Here is an 18359-nt window from a genome sequence, read left to right as displayed (position 1 = left end):
CTCGAGCTTTATACATACGCAGTCATGCCTTTGTTTTTAAGCAGCACGACGATGTCCTTCACGTCCTGGGCGCGGTCCTTGGCGCAGATCAGCAGCGCGTCCTTGGTGTCGGCGATGATGAGACCTTCGATGCCGATGGTAGCGATCAGCCGCTCGTCCCCGTAGACGATCGAATCGCGCGTCTGGATGCCCAGATGCTCTGCCTTGACGATGTTGCCGTTTTCGTCCGGCGGGATGATGGCGCCGAGCGCGTCCCAGCTGCCGATATCGTTCCAGCCAAAATTGCCCGGGATGACGGCCACGTCGACGCTGCGCTCCAGTATGCCATAGTCGATCGAGGTACTTTGAAGAGTGGGGTAGACCGCTTGGATCAAGTCCATGCGCCGCTCCGGGTCTTCGCATGCCGCGAAGGGTAGCATCGCGTTGTGCAATCGGGGCAGATAGCGCTTGAAATTATCGATGATGACCGACGTTTTCCAGACGAATATGCCGCTGTTCCACAGATAATTGCCTGAGTTTAAATAGCCTTGGGCAACCGCGAAGCTGGGCTTCTCGACGAATTCAGATACTTCGTACACGCGGCAGGGCTCGGTTCGAAGCGTATCCGGAGCATGGGAGATATACCCGTAGCCTGTAGACGGGAAGGTCGGCTTGATCCCGATCGTAATCATCTTGTCCGTCTCTTCCGCGACCATGCACGCTTCGGTTAGCGTCTTCTTGAATTCGTCCACGTCTGTAATATGGTGATCGGAAGGGGAGACGACCATCAGGGAATCGCCGAATTGCCGGTCGATATGCATGGCTGCGAATAGGATGCTGGCTGCCGTATTGCGCGCGACGGGTTCGACAAGTACGTTGCCGGCCGGCACGCTTAAATGCATGATGCTCTCCAACTGGACCGCTTGCGAAGAGTTCGTCACGATAATCGTGTTCTCCAACGGCATGACGTGCTTGAACCGGTCAATCGTGTCGTTCAGCATAATGTCGTTGCCGCTCAGATTAATCAGCTGCTTAGGCATCTCCTGGCGGGACAGCGGCCAGAATCGAGTCCCTCCGCCGCCGGCCAGAATCGTCGCGAACCTATGCATGATGAATCACCGAATGCGCGATGCAGTAGGAGACGATGTTTTCCGAGCCTTGATTGAGATTGAGCCCGCTGGCGTGGATGCCGTCGTAGCAGCCGCCCGTCTGCGGGTCGATCAGGGACAGCCTGGCGGAATTCCGTCCATGGAACCAGTCCATGCAAATGCGGGCTTGATCCAGATAGGAGGGGGTGCCGAGCATGTCGTAGGCTTCGTACAGGGCGAGCAGCGTCTCGCAGGCCTCGATCGGCTGCTCGTCGTACGGAGCCGCCGTCTCGCCGCGAACGAGCCAGCCATGGCTGCCGACGGGCTTGAAATAGCCTTCCTTCGAGAAGGTATGCGACGTCAGGAAAGCGAGGCTCGCCTTCGCCGTATACCGCAGGTCTGCCCTGCCGCTTAGCCGTGCCGCTTTGAACAGCGCCCATGGCAGCATCGCGTTGCCGTAGGTGACGCTGTCCTCGAACCATTGCCAGTCTACAGTCGAATACTGCTCGAATTGCGTCAGCAGGCGATCCGTCATCTGCTCAATCAGATCGCGAATCTCCCAGTGCGGCAGGAAGGACCTTGCCTCTTCGCTCTTGTCCACATAATCATAAGGGAAAGCATAACGGAGAGAACCTTTGGTCTCGAGCATATAGGCAAGTCCCACCGTCGCATAGGCGATCGCTCGGGGGGAGCGCAGCTCTGCGATGCGCGGGAGCGCCCTGTCGATCATGAATCTGCACGTATTTTGCATATTGTCCGGTACGGTCGGCTCGGAAAGCGTGAAGCCGAGCGCCCATATGCAGCGCCCGAGGCAGTCTTCCGATCCGACCGACTCGGCGAAGCTGCGGTTGTAGTTCATGAAGTTGCGAAAGCTGCCGTCCTCGTTTTGCGCATGGTGGATAAAGGATAGATAGGTGCCTGCCAGGCGGAGCCAGTCTTCGCCCGGATGGTTGCGGTGCAGCAAAACGGCTGCGATGAGCGCACGCCCGTTGTCGTCCGAGGTGTAGCCATGGCCGCGGTCGGGCACGCCGAACTTTGTATGCTGAAAGATGCCTGTATCGTCCGTCAGGCTGCGCAAGTAGTCTGCCTGCAGCGGCTTGGTTGGGGATAACTTCATTAGACCACGCTCCCTTGGACGGGATAGGACGAGCCGACGACATCGCGGACAAGCGCGGCATATTCCTTGGCGATCTGGTCCCACATCATCTGCCGCCCCAGCTCTGCCGTTTTCCGCTCCATTTGCAGCTTTTTATCCGGATGGTCCAGTACGTCCAGCAGCTGCGTCTCCAGCGATTTGGCGTCGCGGAAGTCGGCGAGCAGCCCCCGGCCGTCCCCCAGCATCTCCGTCGCATAGCGATACGGGGTCGATACGATGACCCGTCCGTAGCCGACGCCATAAGCGAGCGTGCCGCTGACCGCTTGTTCGCGGCCCAGATAGGGCGTCATATAAATATCCGACAGCACGAGTGAATGGACGACTTCCTCTTGCGTCAGCAGCTTGTCGACGAATCGTACATGTTCGTTCAGACCCAACCGGTCCACTTGCTCGGCGAGCTGACGGCGGTACACCTCGCCGACCTCCTGCTTGACGACCGGATGCGTCTTGCCCCATACGACGTACAGCGCGTCCGGATGGCGGGACGCGACGCCGCTCATCGCCTCGATGGCGTATTCGATTCCTTTGCCCGGACTCAGGAAGCCGAACGTGGATACGATCTGCCTTCCGGCGTAGCCGTACCGGCTTTTGAGCGTATCCCGCGATTCGGCGGACAGACGAGGCACGCCGTGGTGATGCATGCGGATCTTGTCTGCAGGAATGCCGTATATATGATGAAGGTCGGCCACCGTGCTCTGCGCCATCGTGACCGAGCGATCGCTCCACTCGCCCAGCAGGGAGACGATGCGGAGCTGAGCGGGGTTCGGCGCGGTCAGCACGGTATGGAAGATGACGATGAACGGAATCGTCAACCGCTTCGCGAGCTCCAGCACGTATTCTCCGCACTCGCCGCCATAGATGCCGAACTCATGCTGGATGACGAGCAGGTCGATATCCGACCGATTGAGTTCGTATGCGATGCGGGCGTATTCGCTTTTATTTTCTTGTTCGAAGCTCCTCGCGACGTCTTTGCCGTACGCATAGACGGCATTGTTATTGACCGCAATGACGCGCGGCGGATTAAAGTCGGCAAGCATTCCGAGTTCGTGCGCAAGGTCGTGGGTGAAGGTCGCCAGGCCGCATTCCCGCGGAAGATAAGTACCCAGAAAAGCCACGTTTATTAATTTGTTCGTTTCATTTTTCAAGCAATTACCTCCTGAATTAATAATTTATTCCAAAAATAAACAACAAAAAAAGAAATAAAGATGGCCTTCATTTCTCGACAAAAACAAAATATAAAATTGAGGGAAAGGGGTTCAGGGGAGTGGTTGATTTTCCACGAGCGGCATGATAATATAAAATATTTTGGAAAATTGTTCTCCTATCAACAATAGCACTGGAAAGTGCATCTGTCAATTTTCGGGCGCCGCAGCACCGTCGACATGACATTTGTCACGTCGCGTCATGACGCTTGTGACTTATAGCGCCTCCCCTCTGCGTTTACAATGAATATAACGTCGCGGCACTACTGTCCGTCGGACGTTCATCGAGGGGGAATCGTGCATATGAAACACGCAAGCGAGATCGCCGAACTTAAAAAAAGCATGCTTCCTTTTGAGAAAACGGACGCGAAGTCCAGCATCCGGCAGCTGATCAACACGCTGGGACCGCTGCTTCTGTTATGGTACGCCGGCTACGCCAGTCTCTCCGTATCTTATTGGCTCGCCCTTCCGATCCTGGTCGTCGCATCGGGATTTGTCATACGTACCTTTATTTTGTTCCACGACTGCTGCCACGGCTCGTTTTTTAAGAGCAAGCGGGCGAACGACGTCCTGGGCACGTTGCTGGGCGTGCTGACGCTGGTCCCTTACCGGCAGTGGAAAAACAGCCATGCGAAGCATCACGCCACAAGCGGCAACCTCGATAAAAGAGGGGACGGCGATATCTGGATCCTCACCGTGGACGAATATGCGGCGGCTCCCTTGTGGAAGCGCATGGCCTACCGTTTTTACCGCAATCCTGTCGTCATGTTCGGGCTCGGCCCGATCTTCGTCTTCATGCTCCAATATCGCTTTAATGTGAAAGGCGCGCGGCGCAAGGAACGCTTGAACACCTATCTGACCAACGTGCTCATCGTTTCGCTTTATGCGGGAATGATCTGGGCGATCGGCTGGGAAGCGTTCGTCCTCGTGCAGGGGCCGATCTTCTTCGTTTCGGGACTGCTCGGTATCTGGCTCTTCTACGTGCAGCATCAGTTCGAGGATTCTTACTTTGAAAACGATCCGGACTGGAGCTACGTGCAAGCCGCCGTCGAAGGCAGCTCGTATTACAAGCTTCCCCGCGTCCTGCAATGGATCACGGGCAGCATCGGGTTTCATCACGTGCATCACCTGAATCCCAAGGTGCCCAACTACAATCTCGAAAAGGCGCATCTTGCCACGCCGCCGCTTCAGCGCGCCGCTACGCTGACGCTTTCGACGAGCCTGGAATCGTTGCGGTTCCGCCTGTGGGACGAGAAGAACAAAACGTTCGTCGGCTATCGCAAGATCAAGCGGCCTGAACTCGGCGTGCATGCTTCCGGCGCCGTATTAAAGAAGCCGGCCAGAGCCGCGGGCAAATAATTTTTCCATCCGGCCGCTTTAGGCTACAATGAGAGGACGACGAGAAACGAGGGAGGTACGGGGTCCGTGCAAAAGTGGTATCACATTTTCCAGCGGAGCACGGGGCTAAGCCCGTATATATGGGTCGTCTTTTACATCCTCCCTTTTTATTTCGTGTTTCGCTCCTCGACGATGTACCACGCGCTGATCGGCATCTTTATGATCGTCGCGTTTTTTGTTTGTTATTTGTTATCGTTCAGTTCGAAGGGTTGGCTCGTTTATTTTTGGACCTCCGTGCAAATTTTGTTTTCGATCGCGATGACGATGATGTTCGGATACGTCTATTTTTCCATTTTTACCGCCTTCTTTATCGGCAATATGCAGCGGAAGGCCGGCTTCATTACGTTGTACACGGTCCATCTGGCGATGACGCTGCTGTCAGTCTACGTCGGCTACATGCACGCCAATTCGGTGCTGATCGAGCAGGCGCCCTTTGTGTTCGTCTGCCTCATCGCGGTGACGTTGCTGCCGGTCACGACCTATAACCGCAACAAAAGCGAGCTTCTGCAGGGGGAGCTCAACGACGCGAACAAGCGGATCTCCGAGCTCGTGAAGCTTGAGGAGCGCCAGCGCATCGCGAGGGACCTGCATGACACGCTCGGACAGAAGCTCGCCCTGATCGGGCTCAAGAGCGATCTGGTCGCCAAACTGATCCGCAAAAACCCTGACCGGGCGGAAGCCGAGATCGACGACGTCCGGCACACGGCCCGCAACGTGCTTAAGGAGCTGCGGGAACTGGTAACGCAGATGCGCGGCACGCACGTCGAGGACGAGATTTATCGCCTGCGGCAGATTCTAGTGGCGGCGGACATCGAGTTCACGCTGACGGGCGATCCGAAGCTGGCGAACACCTCGCTGCTCAACGAGAACGTGGCGTGCATGTGCCTCAAGGAAGCCGTGACGAACATCGTCAAGCATAGCGGGGCTACCGCCTGCGCCATCGAGATCGAGCAGACCGCGGCCGAGCTGCGCATTCGGGTGCGGGACAATGGCGTAGGCCTGGGCGCCGGCGCATCCTTTCATAGAGGAAACGGGCTTCGGGGAATGAAGGAAAGGCTTGAATTCGTGAACGGGTCTCTGGAGATCGCGTCGCGGGAAGGTACGGAGATCGTCGTCAAGGTGCCGAACATCTTGATTCAGGCGAAAGGGGAGGCGCAGCCATGATTCGAATCGTCATCGCCGAAGACCAGCGGCTGCTGCTCGGTGCGCTGGCGTCCGTGCTCGACCTCGAGGAGGACATGGAGGTGGTCGGCAAGGCGGAGAACGGCGTGGAAGCGCTGCGGCTCGTCAAGCTCTATCAGCCGGACCTGTGCGTCATGGACATCGAGATGCCGCTCAAGAGCGGATTGGACGCTGCCGAAGAGATCAGGGGTTCCGGATGCAAGGTCGTCATTCTGACGACCTTCGCCCGGGCGGGCTACTTCGAGCGCGCGGTGAAGGCGGGCGTGCACGGCTACCTGCTCAAAGACAGCCCGAGCGACGAGCTGGCCGATTCGCTGCGGACGATCATGTCCGGCCGCCGGATCTACGCCGCCGAGCTGGTCGACGAGGCGTACAACGAGGAAAACCCGCTCACGGAGCGGGAAAAGGAAGTCATCGGATTGATGGCGGACGGTAAAAATACGAAGGAAATCGCGAGCGAGCTGTTCCTGTCGAACGGAACCGTACGCAACTATATCTCCGTCATCCTCGACAAGCTGGACGTCAGCAACCGGATCGAGGCCATCAAGCGCTTCAGGGAGAAGGGCTGGTTCAAGTGACTCGGCCGCCGCGAGACGAGAGGCGCAAGGCGCCCTGCTCAGTCCTGCTCCTCGCTTGCGACCACCGCGTCCCGGATCTGCTCGAACGTGAGCGGCGTATAATCCCAATGCTCGACGCAGACGTTGAAGTAATTTTTACCCTCGTACTTCTGGCCGTGGATATGCCCGTGGACGTTGACGTACGGCATGTGCTTGTTCATGTACATGGGCTCGTGCGAGAGGAAGAAGAAGTCCTTGTAGATGATCGGATATTCGCTTACCTGCTCGAAACCGGCCTCCAGCCACCAACTCCGCGAGCGGCCCCGGTCGTGGTTGCCCAGGATCAGCGTCTTGCGTCCGTTCAGCCGGGATACGATTCCCCGCGTCCGCTCCATATTCAAAAACGAAAAATCCCCCAAGTGAAAGACCTCGTCTTCCTTGTCCACGACGGCATTCCACCGCTCGATCATAACTTCCGTCATCTCCTCGGCGTCCGCGAAGGGCCTGGATTCGAAGTCGATAATATTACGATGTCCGAAGTGATGATCGGATATGAAAAACGTTTTGGCCACTGGAAGACCCTCCTCGCCGCAAAAGTTTTAGCGCTTTTTCCGTCTCTCGTCCGTTAACCGCTCCGCGATCCACTCCCGAATCGCCGCCAGCACCGGCTCGCGTCCCAGCTCGTTGTGCAGCTCGTGCATGTAGCCGTGCCATTCCCGGTAATCGCAGAGGGGACCGGCCCGCTCCGCGAACTGCCTGCTGGCCGCGACCGAGGTGACCCGATCGTCGTCCCCGTGCATAAGCAGGACCGGTGCGCTTAATTCGTCGGCGTGCTGGATCGCCCACAGCCCCGCCCGCTGCACGCCGAAAAAGAAGCGAACCGTGATGTGCCCGTGGCCGAGCGGGTCGTTGCGATAACGCTCGGCCATCTCGGGATCGGTCGTCAGATGGTCGACTTTCATGGGCCGCGTGTTCGTGAAGCCCGGATAGAACCGCTCGACCAGCCGGCCGATGGCGACCTGCGCCTGCGGCGGCGCGAACGCCAGCTTGAACCACGGGCTGCTGATGACCGCGCCGGCGACGTCCGGCTTGCGCCGCAGCAGGTAGTTCAGCGCGACATTGCCGCCCATACTGTGCCCGTACAAAATGACGGGCAGGCCCGGATAGCGGCGCGCCGCCTCCGCGAACAGCAGGTCCACGCCTTCGAGCAGCCCTTCGTAGCTGGGCGTGTGGCCGCGCTTGCCGGTCGTTCGGCCGTGTCCGCGCTGGTCGAAGCCGAGCGCCGCGTAGCCGGCATCGTTCAGCATGGACGCGACATGCTCGTAGCGCCCCATATGCTCGCCCATGCCGTGCACGATCAGCACGACGGCCGAGGGCGCGGCCAAGGAGGCGCGTTCGTTTTCGCCGCAGACTGTCCATTCGCCGGCTGCCATGACGGTTCCGTCGGACAATGTCCATGAGAAGGGTTGGTAGGCCACGGGAAATAACTCCTTCGCGCGATAGTCGTCGATGCTTTTCTTCTATTATATGCCGACGCATGACCGGGAAGAAAGCGGCCTGGGAGTCGTGCGGGATTGTGTCCAACGTCGACTCGCCCGCCCGCGTGCTCAGCCGCCGTTGACCGCCCGCCACCAGTGGGATGCGCCAGAATAGCGCAAAATTGCGCTATGATTGCATGCTCAGCCGCCGTCGACTCGCCGCCATTTAACGGGATGCGTTAGAATAGCGCAAAATTGCGCTATGATCGCATGCTCAGCCGCCGTCGGCCGCCCGCCACTAACGGGGTGCGCCAGAATAGCGCAAAATTGCGCTATGATCGCATGCTCAGCCGCCGTCAACCGCCCGCCGTCATCGGGGTGCGCCAGAATAGCGCAAAATTGCGCTATCCTCATACGCATGACATGCCTCCCAGCGCAGGTTCGGCAAGTCGATAGCCGGAAAAGCAAAGAAGCCGCCCTCAGTCATTTTCATGACTTATGGGGCAGCTCCTTTCGAAGGGGCATGCATTAAAAAGATCTGCTTAAGCCTATGCGTATCGAAGGATACGCTGCTTCGTCGTTAGCTATCGGCGCCGCCGTCTGCCGCGCCGGATTCCTGCGCATTAGCCGGCTGTGCGACCAGGGATGCGCCGCCCGAGAACAGCGCGGAGATCTCCGTCGCCGAGAGCGCCCGCGAGTAAATGCGGAAGTCGTCGATCGCGCCGTTCAGATAAGGATCGGCGTATTGGGACTTGCCGATGTAGTTCAGATTCGTGCTGCCGAGACTTGACGGCTTCAGCGTCATGGATGCATTCGTTGCGACTTGGGCACCGTCCACGTACAGCCGGGCCGTCGTGCCGGACAGCGTGACGGCGACATGCTTCCAGGCGCCGGTCGCGAGCGGCGTCGAGGCTGTCATCGTTTGCTCGCTGCCATTGCCCGAGGTCGTGATCGCGAACCGTAATCCGCCCGTGCCGCCGGACTGCGGTGCTAGGAACATATAGTTGTTCGTCCCTGTTCCGAAGTCGAAGATGCGGGCCCAGTCGCTATTGGCGGTCACCTTGACCCAGGTCGAGATCGTAAAGTCGTTAAGCGAGCTTACGATGCCAGTAGGGAGGCTGGCATAAGCGTTCGTGCCGTTCAGCGCGAGTCCGTTGCCGGCTTTGCCGGCTACCCACGAGGTGCCGCCGGACAACGTGGCATGTTTGCCGTTTCCCGAACCGTCGGTCGCCGTCGTGCCGGATGTCTGGTTCATGTTGTAGGAGGCGATGATCTCGGGCTGAACGGGCGGCGTGCCGGCCTGCAGCTTGATGTCGTAGGTTGCAGCCGTGCCGATGCTGAGCGAAACGGTGGTCGTCTGTCCGTTCACGGCCGTGACGTTGCCGACGACGGCGTTGTTCACGAGTACGTTGTACGAGCCGGCGGCCAATCCCGTGAAGGCGACTTTTGTCGTGTGCGCCGTGCCGCTCGTCACGTTTTGAAGCGTGAAGTTCACGTAATTTTTTGCTTGGGCGACGGTCGCTGCCGTATATTTGTCGCGCTCGAGCGTCATGCCGAGCTTTTCGGTGATCAGGTTCAACCGCTGTCCGACGCCGTCCTTCGGCGTGATGACGTAATTGCCGCCGGTAAGCGCGACGTCCGCGCCATAGCCGTACAGGCCGAAGATGGGATCGACGGCGATGTCGGCGCTCAGAATCTTGATCGCGCCGAACAGGCCGAGATCGGCTTCGCCGGACATGCCGCGCCAGCCGTTGAACAGCGGTCCGCCGTCCAGACCGAGCGCGCCTGCGTTGCCTTTGGTCATCTGATAGGTCCACGAGACGGCGCCAATGTTGGCGGCGTCGGCGCTGATCTGGCCGGAGTTAATCGCGCTCACGTTGGCGATCTTGGCTGCGTAGGTCAGCCGTTCTTCGACCTCGGGGCTCGCCGAGCCGGTGCGCACCCAATCGTCCATCGCGTAGCCTGCCAGCGAGACGGTGTACTGGAAGTTCCACCAGGGCTCTCCGGTGATTGTGACCGGCACAGAGTAGAGGTACCACAGCGGCATCTGGCCGCGCGTGGCCCGCGTTTTCGTATTGATCTTGCTCTTGATCGTGCTGTTGTTGTTCATCTTGGCCAGGGTGTAGACGGCTTCCTCTCCCGTGTTGTCGTAGTTGTACTCGGAGCCGTACGGATAGGCGGCGCCGCTGAAGTTGTTGTACTTGGTCGCCATCTTGGCAATGATGTCGTTCGCCTGCGTCGTGTAGCCTTCGTCCTGCAGCGCCTTGATGATCTCGGGCGTCGTCAGCTCGCCCATCAGGCCGGTGTTCCAGTTGTACGCGACGGGACCGTCGTATAGTGCCTTCATGATATTGTAGGCGCGGAGCAGATAGGTCGTCCGCGGCTGGATATAGGTGATCAGTCCGGGATACAGCTTGGCGATCTTATACATGCTGAAGTAGGTGTTGTAAATGTGAGGGTATGCATAGCCGCGGTAAGTAGGCGTCGTATTGGGAGAGGCCATCAGGAAGTCCGGTACGAGATAGTCGGTGTGGTGGCCGTTCATCAGATTGGTCCAGACCGCCGTCTCCAAGTATTGATCGAGGGAAGTGACCTCTGAGGCGACCGGCGTCTGCACGTTTTTCTCTGCGAGGAATTGCCCGTGGGTCAGGCCCCAGTCGTCGCCCCAGCCCCAGTAGCCCGCAAAGTTGTTGCGCTTGGCTTTGGTCTGCATCATCCAGTCGTCGTAAACTTTGTCCTTGATCGTGCCGGGGGCGTTCCACTGCTGATTGTTCACCATGAAGGTCGCATGGCGCTGCAAGGCGAGGTCGATCGGTTCGATCGCGTAAAACTGCAGGACCGTCTTCTCGCCGCTGCCGTAGGTAACGGTGACATTGTTCGGTCCGAGCTTGCCCATCGAGAGCGAGTAGAGCTTGTGGTCGGTGCCGGTCGTGCCGAGCGAGGCGATCGTCGTCTGCGAAGGGGCGTCCGAAGTCACGGATACAATCGTTTTGGACGTATGGAGATCGAACTTCGCCGTCTGGTTGGTAGGGACGATCATGCCGGGCACGACGTTGACGTCGATAAGCCCTTCGCTGTACAGCCGGTCTTTGACGCCCTGTTCGCCGTTCGCTTTGAAAAACTTAAAGGCGTACGTTTTGCTGGCGCCCGGCGCGAGCGTGAGGCTCGTATTGGGCAGGTAGCCGCGGTTCGTGCTCTTGATGACGTTGGAGTGGATGTAGAAAACGGTCAAGCCCTCGGGCCAGCCGCCCTGATCGGCAGCCCATTTGCTGCCCGGATGCTCCTCGATTCGCCAGTTGTCCATGTATTCGAATCCGGCGCCGGTCGTCGCGTCCGGGATCATCAGCAGCGACGGTCCGATGCCGCTCGGACGCTGCGCGGTAATGTAGGAGTTGTTGTTGCCGACGAACGAATGCGTGACGACGCGGGTCTCGTAGATCTCTTCGTTGTTGCCGCCCGACCAGAATTCATTGAACGGGAGCGGCAGTCCGAAGTCGCCGATCTCCAGCGTCTGCGTGCTCGTATTCGTGACCGTGATCTGCCAGCGCAGATAGTCGCTTGCGAGGGAGTAGGATTGGTCCACCTTGAAGTTGCGGATGCCTTCGGCATTAGCGGAGTTCTGGTAGGAAACGTTGACCGTGCTGCCGGACTGGTTTTGCGTCCGCACATCCGCCGATTTACTCGTCCAGGCCTTGGTCCATGCGCCGCTGCCGAGCCGGTAGGTGAACATCAGCTCGCCTAGCCATTGGTGATCCGACGTATTTTGGTTGGGTGCGTTAGTGCCGTTCATCACATAGTTTGTGGCAAACGAATCGCCGGCAATCGTCAGGCTGCTGATCTCGCCGTTCGTGCCGGTCGTGACGTTGAAGCTGCCGCTGCTTAGCGTGTAGGCCGAAGCGTCCTTGGGTGAAGCCAGCCATACTGCAGCTGCCGCCGCCAGGATCGCCGAGTAGTAGAGCGCCTTTCTGCGTGGCTTTAACCCAGACTCGATCATTATCTTATTCCTCCTTTAGTGTGAGGCTCGATGCACAGGACCATCTCTCTCGACTCCGCTCCTGAAAAATGCGCCAAGCTTGCCTAGCATCACCGTCCTTTTTTAAAACGTTTTAAAAAAACCTAAAACTGTTTTTCGATATCATCATATTTCCAGTAAAACGAATTGTCAATCCTGTATTGTAAGCGTTATATAAACTATTTTTTGGATATTTATCTTGCATTTCTTATTGGTTTGGCTAAAATCAGTATTGAGAAATACTTGAAATGCTTTTGACTTATCTAAATTAAATGCTGACAGGCAAATATTCTGAAAAGAAGGGGGGACATTCGCCCGGAAGGGACGAAAGCCGTTCGAAAATCCGGAGGTTTGGCGGCGTGAAGGCGACGTCTCTTAAAAAAAATGCCTCCGGACCGGCCCGTTGCAAGGAACGGGGCCAATTCAGGAGGCGGAGGCTGGCGGGACCGTCGTTATTCTTCCAGATACAGCACGCGGATCAGAATGTCGTGATCGTAGTTGCCGAAGTTGCGGCCGAACACGGTCAGCCCTTTTTGGTTCGCCGATTCCGGATCGACCTCGATCCGGAACATCAGATCGCTTTTGTAGTCCAGCCCCAGCTCCGGCAGCGTCAATTGGCCGATCCGGTAACCGTCGATGAAGCTGCCCTCGTCGTTGATGCGGACGATCTTGAGCAGGCCGTATTGATTGCAGTTCTGCGGCCACCAATCGGGATTGTAGGTGCCGCGTACGTCGCCGAAGTCGCCCGGGCAAGTCCAGGTGCCAAGCTTCATGCCGTTCAGGGAGAAGGTGATATCCGACGGCCAATTCTCGGAGGTGCCCGGCGCTTCAGAGCCGATTTCCATCATGAACTGAAGTTCCTTGAAGCTCTGGGTCGGCTTCAAATAGTTGGGAACCCGGTATTCGAGGAAGCCCTCGGTGAGCCATACGATGCCCGCATCCACGCGGCTCGGATCGGCGAAATAGCGCGGATCGTCGAACGTGCCGATCAGGCTGTCCTTGGTTGCCAGTCCGCAGGTAGGGACGGCGGCATAGTTGCTGTAGTGGCCGACCCGCAGCTCCGTCTCGTAGAAGTTGTCCTCTTCTTTGCCCCGCAATTCCACCAGCAGCTTGTCCTCGTTCAGATGGCACATCTTTTGCAGCCCGTGCTTGCCCACGTTCGTGACGATGTGAATGAGCCCGCTTTCCTCCAGCTTTTTGATATGCATCGTGATGGCCCCGTTGGTCAAGTTGAGCTTCTGCGCCAGATCGTTCAGATTCAGGTTATGGTGCTTGACCAGCAGGTCGAGGATCTGGATGCGGATCTCGGAGCTAAGTGCCTTGAATATGTTTATTCCCGATTTGAGTTCCTTGATATGGATCATGAACGGCGTTCTCCTCTGCTTGCGGATAGTCGTCCGGCGAAGACGCGTTTTAGCGTTTTTTTTAATTATATTTCATCCGACGGGTCAAATAAATATTTAAAATAATGATTCTATTTGAAAAGGGCGGAGGTTTGTCGAAAAAGGCCGCAGGACAATAAAAATTCAGTTCATTTAGCGAAAGAGGGCAAAGCTTTAATTTTAAATTAATTTATAACCGCTTTGCGGAAAGCGCATTCAATCTTATTGACAGGGAAAATCATACAAATTAATATAAACACATAAAATATTTTAAATATTTTTAAAATAAAACGGATAAACGAGCTGAAGATGAGGGAGAGAGCGTATTGGAAGCCAAACAGAGCAAGCTCATACTCGATAAAGATTATACCGCGGGTGAGGTTGACAAAAGACTATTCGGCTCCTTCGTCGAGCACCTGGGAAGGGCCGTATACGGCGGCATCTACGAGCCGGGGCATCCCGAAGCCGACGAGGGCGGCTTCCGCCGCGACGTGACGGCGCTCGTCCGCGAGCTGCGCGTCCCGCTCCTTCGGTATCCCGGGGGCAATTTCTTGTCGGGTTATAATTGGGAGGACGGGGTAGGCCCTGTCGCGGCGCGGCCCCGCAGGCTCGATCTGGCCTGGCGCACGGTCGAGCCGAACGCCGTCGGGACCAACGAATTCGCCGCCTGGGCGAAGTCGGTCGGCGCTGAGGTGAATATGGCCGTCAATCTGGGGACGAGAGGTATGGACGCTGCCCGCAGCCTGGTCGAGTATTGCAATCATCCCTCCGGCACGTACTGGAGCGACCTGCGCATCGCTCACGGTTATTCGGAGCCGCACGGCTTCAAGACATGGTGTCTGGGCAACGAGATGGACGGTCCCTGGCAGATCGGACGCAAAACGGCGACGGAATACGGCAGGCTGGCGTCCGAGACGGCGAAGGCGATGAAGTGGGTGGACGACTCGATCGAGCTGGTCGTCTGCGGCAGCTCGGCCCGCAAGATGGCGACCTACGCCGAATGGGAGGCGACCGTGCTCGATCACGCGTACGACGAGGTCGACTATTTGTCGCTCCATACTTATTACGGCAATCTGGACGGCGATACGGGCAACTACTTGGCCGCCTCGCTGGACATGGATGCTTTTATCCGCGAGGTGACGGCGATCTGCGATTATATCAAAGCCAAGAAGCGGAGCAAAAAAACGATGCGGCTGTCGTTCGACGAGTGGAACGTCTGGTTTCATTCGAACGACGCGGACGCCAAGCAGCGGCCCTGGCAGACTGCGCCGCCGCTGCTCGAGGACGTCTATACGCACGAGGACGCGCTTCTCGTAGGCAGCATGCTGATCACCCTGCTGCGCCATGCGGACCGGGTAAAGATTGCATGCCTGGCCCAACTGGTCAACGTGATTGCGCCGATTATGACCGAGACCGGCGGTCCCGCTTGGCGGCAGACGATCTTTTATCCGTTCATGCAGGCTTCGCTGTACGGTCGCGGCGTATCCTTGCATCCGCTGATCGCGTCGCCCAAGTACGACAGCAAAGACTATACGGACGTGCCGTACCTGGATGTCGCGGCCGTATACGACGAGGCGGCGGGAGAGCTCGCCGTGTTCCTCGTCAACAAGGATCAGCGGGAGCCGATGCGGCTGGCGGCGGATATTCGCAGCTTTGGCGACCTTGCGGTCATCGAGCATCAGACGCTGGAGAGCGACGATCCGAAGGCGACCAACACGGCGCGAGAGCCTTACCGCGTGGTTCCTCATCGCCTTGGGGATGCCACGGTAGACGGCGGGCGGCTCGCGGCCACGCTCGGTCCGCTGTCCTGGCATATGATCCGGCTGCGTCTGGCAAATCATCCGGCCTCGCAACGTTCGTGACAGCGGAGCCGTTCAGTGCCTGGCGGCGAAGCCTGAGCGAGGAGAGCGCCTATCCCGCCCTGGAGACTTCGGCCTGTCCCTCGGTTAACCGGGGGGCCGGCGGGCGCTCGCCGCGCAGCTTGACCAAGCGCATCCATGCGTAGGTCAGCGCTGCGCATTGCGCCAGCGTGAGGAAGGATATCAAGATCTCCTGCAGTACGCTAGGATTCACATGGGTCCGTCCGATCGCGAGCAGGTCGAGCTTGATCAGCAGCGTATGGCCGAAAAAAGTCACGAGGCTGAACCGGTTGAACAGCCGATGATGCCGCCGGACCGCATCCCAGCGTATGCGTACGATGCCATAGAACATCAATACCGAAGCCGGCAGCGTCGAAAAGGCAAGTCTGTAATCGTCGCTCCAGTCCGCCGTTCTCCATAGAAAGGCGGTCTCGGCGGCGGCCAGCAGGCCGGTGAGCGCAAGCAGCGGAAGAATCGGCAGCCTTTTGAACGCTTCCTCATGCCGTGCCAGCAGCACGCCCGCGCCGACGAAGACGAGTCCGAAGCCGCCGTAGTTGACGAGCGCCTTCGCCGCCATCTGCGCGCCTTCGGATTCGAACAGGTCGGGCCAAGCGGCTCTGACCGGTCCGCTCGGCGTGCCGGCGAGGCATTCCGCTATTGCGAGCGCGAGCGCGGCGCATCCGACCAACTGCCGCTCGCGTCCGGCCGAGACGAGGGCATACGATACGAGGATGCCAAAGATCAGCGGAGGGATAAACCACAGCTGCTGGTAAGCGCCTTCGAGGAAAATGCGGAGCGCGACTCGTTTTCCCAATGCCAGCAGTCCGCTCGCGCTCGTATTGCCGTGCAGGATCGCACCCCCGATCTGACGACCCGTGTTGAGCAGGCACAACAGCCCATACACGATCGCGATCCGCGATACATACCTTCGCACGTAGATCCTCGCATGAGCCGCGTGCGTCCAGCCTTGATACGCGAGAAACCCGGCGATCAGGTAAAAGCCAGGCACGACGGTACTGAACGACAGGCCGGCAAAAGACAATTGGCGGTTGTCCAATGTCGACAGGATCGGAAGAAACAGCTCGTGGGAAAAGACGACGAGGATGCAGCCGAGCACCTTGAACAGCGTGATGCCGGGATAATAGCTACGCATTGCGCCTGCTCTCCGCTGGTTCTCCCAGCTGGGCGAGCGCCAGTCCGCGCACGTCCGCCACCGCGATCTTGCCTGTAGGGGACATCGGCAGGTACGGCACGTAAAGGAAGTACGCGGGAATCTTGAAGGCGGACAGCATGCCGGCGAGGTCATGTCTGATCTTCTCGGTCATGAGCGCGGCGTCGCGGCGGGGGACGATGCAGGCGCAAATTTGCTCGCCGTATTTATCGTCAGGCACGCCTACGACGAATGCCGATTCGATGCCGGGGAGCTTGAGCAGCGCCTGCTCGATCTCGACCGGCGAGATCTTTTCCCCGCCGCGGGAGATGATACGCTTGATTCGGCCGGTGATGACCAGATGGCCGCTCGCGTCCAGATATCCGAGATCGCCGGAGCGGAACCACCCGGCCGCCGACGGACCGATGTCTTCGGCATCCGACTGTCCGGCATACCGCATGACACGATGGCTGCGGATGCGGATCTCGCCCTGTTCTCCTAATGGCATTCGGTCGCCTGTCGCGGCATCTACGATCGCCACCTCGACATTTTTGTCCACCTTGCCGGCTAGGCTGTACTCGCAGGTCATGAATTGCTGCAATCCGATGAACCCGCTCACGAGCTTCGATTGCATGAACAAGCCGTACAGCGGCGACAGCACCGGATGCGGATTGCGGTCCGTTATGCAGACGCCGTTGGCGACCGCGCCGGCTTCGGTCGATCCGTAGCTGACCATGAAAAAGTAGATGTGCAGCTCCCTCGTGATGCGTTCGAGCGTGCGTCGGTCGACGGCGGAAGACGTAAATACGAGTCCCAGCAGGCTGCGCAGGTCGTGCTTGTCCTTCGCATCGGACGAGAGCATCTGCTCGATCATGAAAGGGGTGCCGATAAGGACGCGGCATTTGTATCGTTCGATGAAGGCGAGTGCGTTGCTTGGGCTGTAGTGGCTAAGCATGACGACGCGAATCGAGCAGGCTTTTAAGGTCGTGAAGACCGTACCGAACCCGCCCATATGGTAGAGGGGCAACAGGCTCATGACGGACAGCTTGCTCGTCAGCCGGTCCGTCAGTCTCATCAGTGCGGCGGAAGCAAAGCCCGTCCGCTTGGGCGATCCGGCAGTCAAAAAGGACGCGGTGGAGCGGAGCACGCCTTTCGGTTTGCCGGAGGTGCCGGATGTATACAAGAGCACGAGCGGATCGCGGAGATCGCGCCCGGCGGCGGCATGTCTGAATGCATGCGGTCCGGCCTTGGCCGCTTCTTCGGCCAACTCCGCATAGGCGCGGAAAGGCGCGCGGAGTTCGGAGCGGCCAGCGAGCACGAACAGATGACGCGGCACCGGGCATTCGGCTTGATGGCCTTGCGCGCCTCCCGTCTCCTCGAGCAGCTCGGCGACCATGGTCACATAGGATTGCCGCTGGCCCTCTTTGTCCAACAACAAGGCAGCTGGCTTGCAGTCCGCCAGCAGCGCGCGCAGCTCTTCTTTTTTGCTGTATGTATTGAGCGGGACCGCGACGGCCCCGATGCAGGCGGAGGCAAAGATGAGGAGTACGAGCTCCATGCGCCCCTGCATGAGCAGGGCGACTCTGTCTCCGGAACGTATGCCGAGCGCGAGCATGCCCTCGGACAACTGTTGGACTTCCTCCCAGATCGTCCGCCAGTTGTAATGCTGATCGAAGCCCGGAAAGCTGAATGCGATGTCGTTCGGCGATCGTCTGGCGCGGTCTCGCAGAAGTTCGGGAACCGTGTCGCGCGGCGCCGCCCATGCCCTGTCTTTCATAGGGCGTCCTCCTCATTGTTTGTGATACGATTAGTATACATAACGTTACAAACTGTTGATATAAGAAAATGAAGAAACGCCGACATCCGACGAAATCTCCGTCGAACGGTGCGATAACGACAAAAAGCCGGACGTCCGT

13 protein-coding genes are annotated in these 18359 nt (G+C 58.5%); 4 read left to right on the top strand and 9 right to left on the bottom strand.

The genetic code is table 11. The features are described from left to right. Window positions 1-8: 8 nt before the first annotated feature. From ACFSR7_RS05030 to ACFSR7_RS05020, 3 genes are read right to left on the bottom strand one after another with little or no spacing between them, the layout of a single operon-like run. Window positions 9-1088, bottom strand: coding sequence for a mannose-1-phosphate guanylyltransferase (locus tag ACFSR7_RS05030; RefSeq protein WP_378159444.1), 1080 nt, complete (start codon window positions 1086-1088; stop codon window positions 9-11). After that, the gene (locus ACFSR7_RS05025; protein ID WP_378159443.1) at window positions 1081-2184 is read right to left on the bottom strand and encodes a glycosyltransferase; all 1104 of its coding nucleotides are present in this window, start codon (window positions 2182-2184) and stop codon (window positions 1081-1083) included. The genes ACFSR7_RS05030 and ACFSR7_RS05025 overlap by 8 nt, the downstream gene beginning before the upstream one ends. Next, the gene (locus ACFSR7_RS05020; protein ID WP_378159442.1) at window positions 2184-3368 is read right to left on the bottom strand and encodes a glycosyltransferase family 4 protein; all 1185 of its coding nucleotides are present in this window, start codon (window positions 3366-3368) and stop codon (window positions 2184-2186) included. Before ACFSR7_RS05020 ends, ACFSR7_RS05025 begins: the two co-directional genes overlap by 1 nt. A 360-nt stretch (window positions 3369-3728) precedes the next feature. Here ACFSR7_RS05020 and desA point away from each other — a divergent pair, with 360 nt between their 5' ends. From desA to ACFSR7_RS05005, 3 genes are all read left to right on the top strand, one after another. Next, entirely contained in the window at window positions 3729-4784 is a 1056-nt protein-coding gene (gene desA / locus ACFSR7_RS05015) for a Delta(5) desaturase DesA (RefSeq protein WP_378159441.1), read from the top strand. Between the two features lie 66 nt (window positions 4785-4850). After that, window positions 4851-5987, top strand: coding sequence for a sensor histidine kinase (locus ACFSR7_RS05010; protein WP_378159440.1), 1137 nt, complete (start codon window positions 4851-4853; stop codon window positions 5985-5987). Next, window positions 5984-6583 carry a response regulator gene (locus ACFSR7_RS05005; RefSeq protein ID WP_378159439.1) on the top strand — a complete coding sequence of 200 codons (600 nt, stop codon included), beginning with the start codon at window positions 5984-5986 and terminating at the stop codon, window positions 6581-6583. The genes ACFSR7_RS05010 and ACFSR7_RS05005 overlap by 4 nt, the downstream gene beginning before the upstream one ends. A gap of 38 nt (window positions 6584-6621) precedes the next feature. On the opposite strand, the gene ACFSR7_RS05000 is transcribed toward ACFSR7_RS05005, so the two are convergent. The 4 genes from ACFSR7_RS05000 to ACFSR7_RS04985 form a co-directional block, all read right to left on the bottom strand. Then, window positions 6622-7134 (bottom strand): phosphoesterase, encoded by a 513-nt coding sequence (locus ACFSR7_RS05000; RefSeq protein WP_378159438.1) that lies wholly within the window; start codon window positions 7132-7134, stop codon window positions 6622-6624. A gap of 27 nt (window positions 7135-7161) precedes the next feature. Then, a complete protein-coding gene (locus ACFSR7_RS04995; RefSeq protein WP_378159437.1) occupies window positions 7162-8040 on the bottom strand; it encodes an alpha/beta hydrolase in 879 nt (292 codons plus the stop codon). A gap of 580 nt (window positions 8041-8620) precedes the next feature. Beyond that, window positions 8621-12034 (bottom strand): DUF5695 domain-containing protein, encoded by a 3414-nt coding sequence (locus ACFSR7_RS04990; RefSeq protein WP_378159436.1) that lies wholly within the window; start codon window positions 12032-12034, stop codon window positions 8621-8623. Window positions 12035-12504: 470 nt separating this feature from the next. After that, window positions 12505-13416 carry an ArsR/SmtB family transcription factor gene (locus ACFSR7_RS04985; RefSeq protein WP_378159435.1) on the bottom strand — a complete coding sequence of 304 codons (912 nt, stop codon included), beginning with the start codon at window positions 13414-13416 and terminating at the stop codon, window positions 12505-12507. Between the two features lie 344 nt (window positions 13417-13760). On the opposite strand from ACFSR7_RS04985, the gene arfA reads away from it, so the two are divergent. Beyond that, a complete protein-coding gene (gene arfA, locus ACFSR7_RS04980; protein ID WP_378159434.1) occupies window positions 13761-15296 on the top strand; it encodes an arabinosylfuranosidase ArfA in 1536 nt (511 codons plus the stop codon). Window positions 15297-15345: 49 nt separating this feature from the next. Here arfA and ACFSR7_RS04975 read toward each other — a convergent pair whose 3' ends face one another. Beyond that, window positions 15346-16446: an acyltransferase family protein gene (locus tag ACFSR7_RS04975; RefSeq protein ID WP_378159433.1), complete on the bottom strand. Its 1101-nt coding sequence runs from the start codon at window positions 16444-16446 to the stop codon at window positions 15346-15348. Further along, window positions 16439-18220, bottom strand: a complete 1782-nt coding sequence (locus ACFSR7_RS04970; RefSeq protein ID WP_378159432.1) for a class I adenylate-forming enzyme family protein — start codon at window positions 18218-18220, stop codon at window positions 16439-16441. Before ACFSR7_RS04970 ends, ACFSR7_RS04975 begins: the two co-directional genes overlap by 8 nt. Window positions 18221-18359: the final 139 nt, after the last annotated feature.

The sequence above is a fragment of the Cohnella sp. GCM10020058 genome (genome assembly GCF_042683485.1).
Lineage (GTDB): Bacteria > Bacillota > Bacilli > Paenibacillales > Paenibacillaceae > Cohnella.
This window is presented reverse-complemented; position numbering and strand designations above follow the sequence as displayed.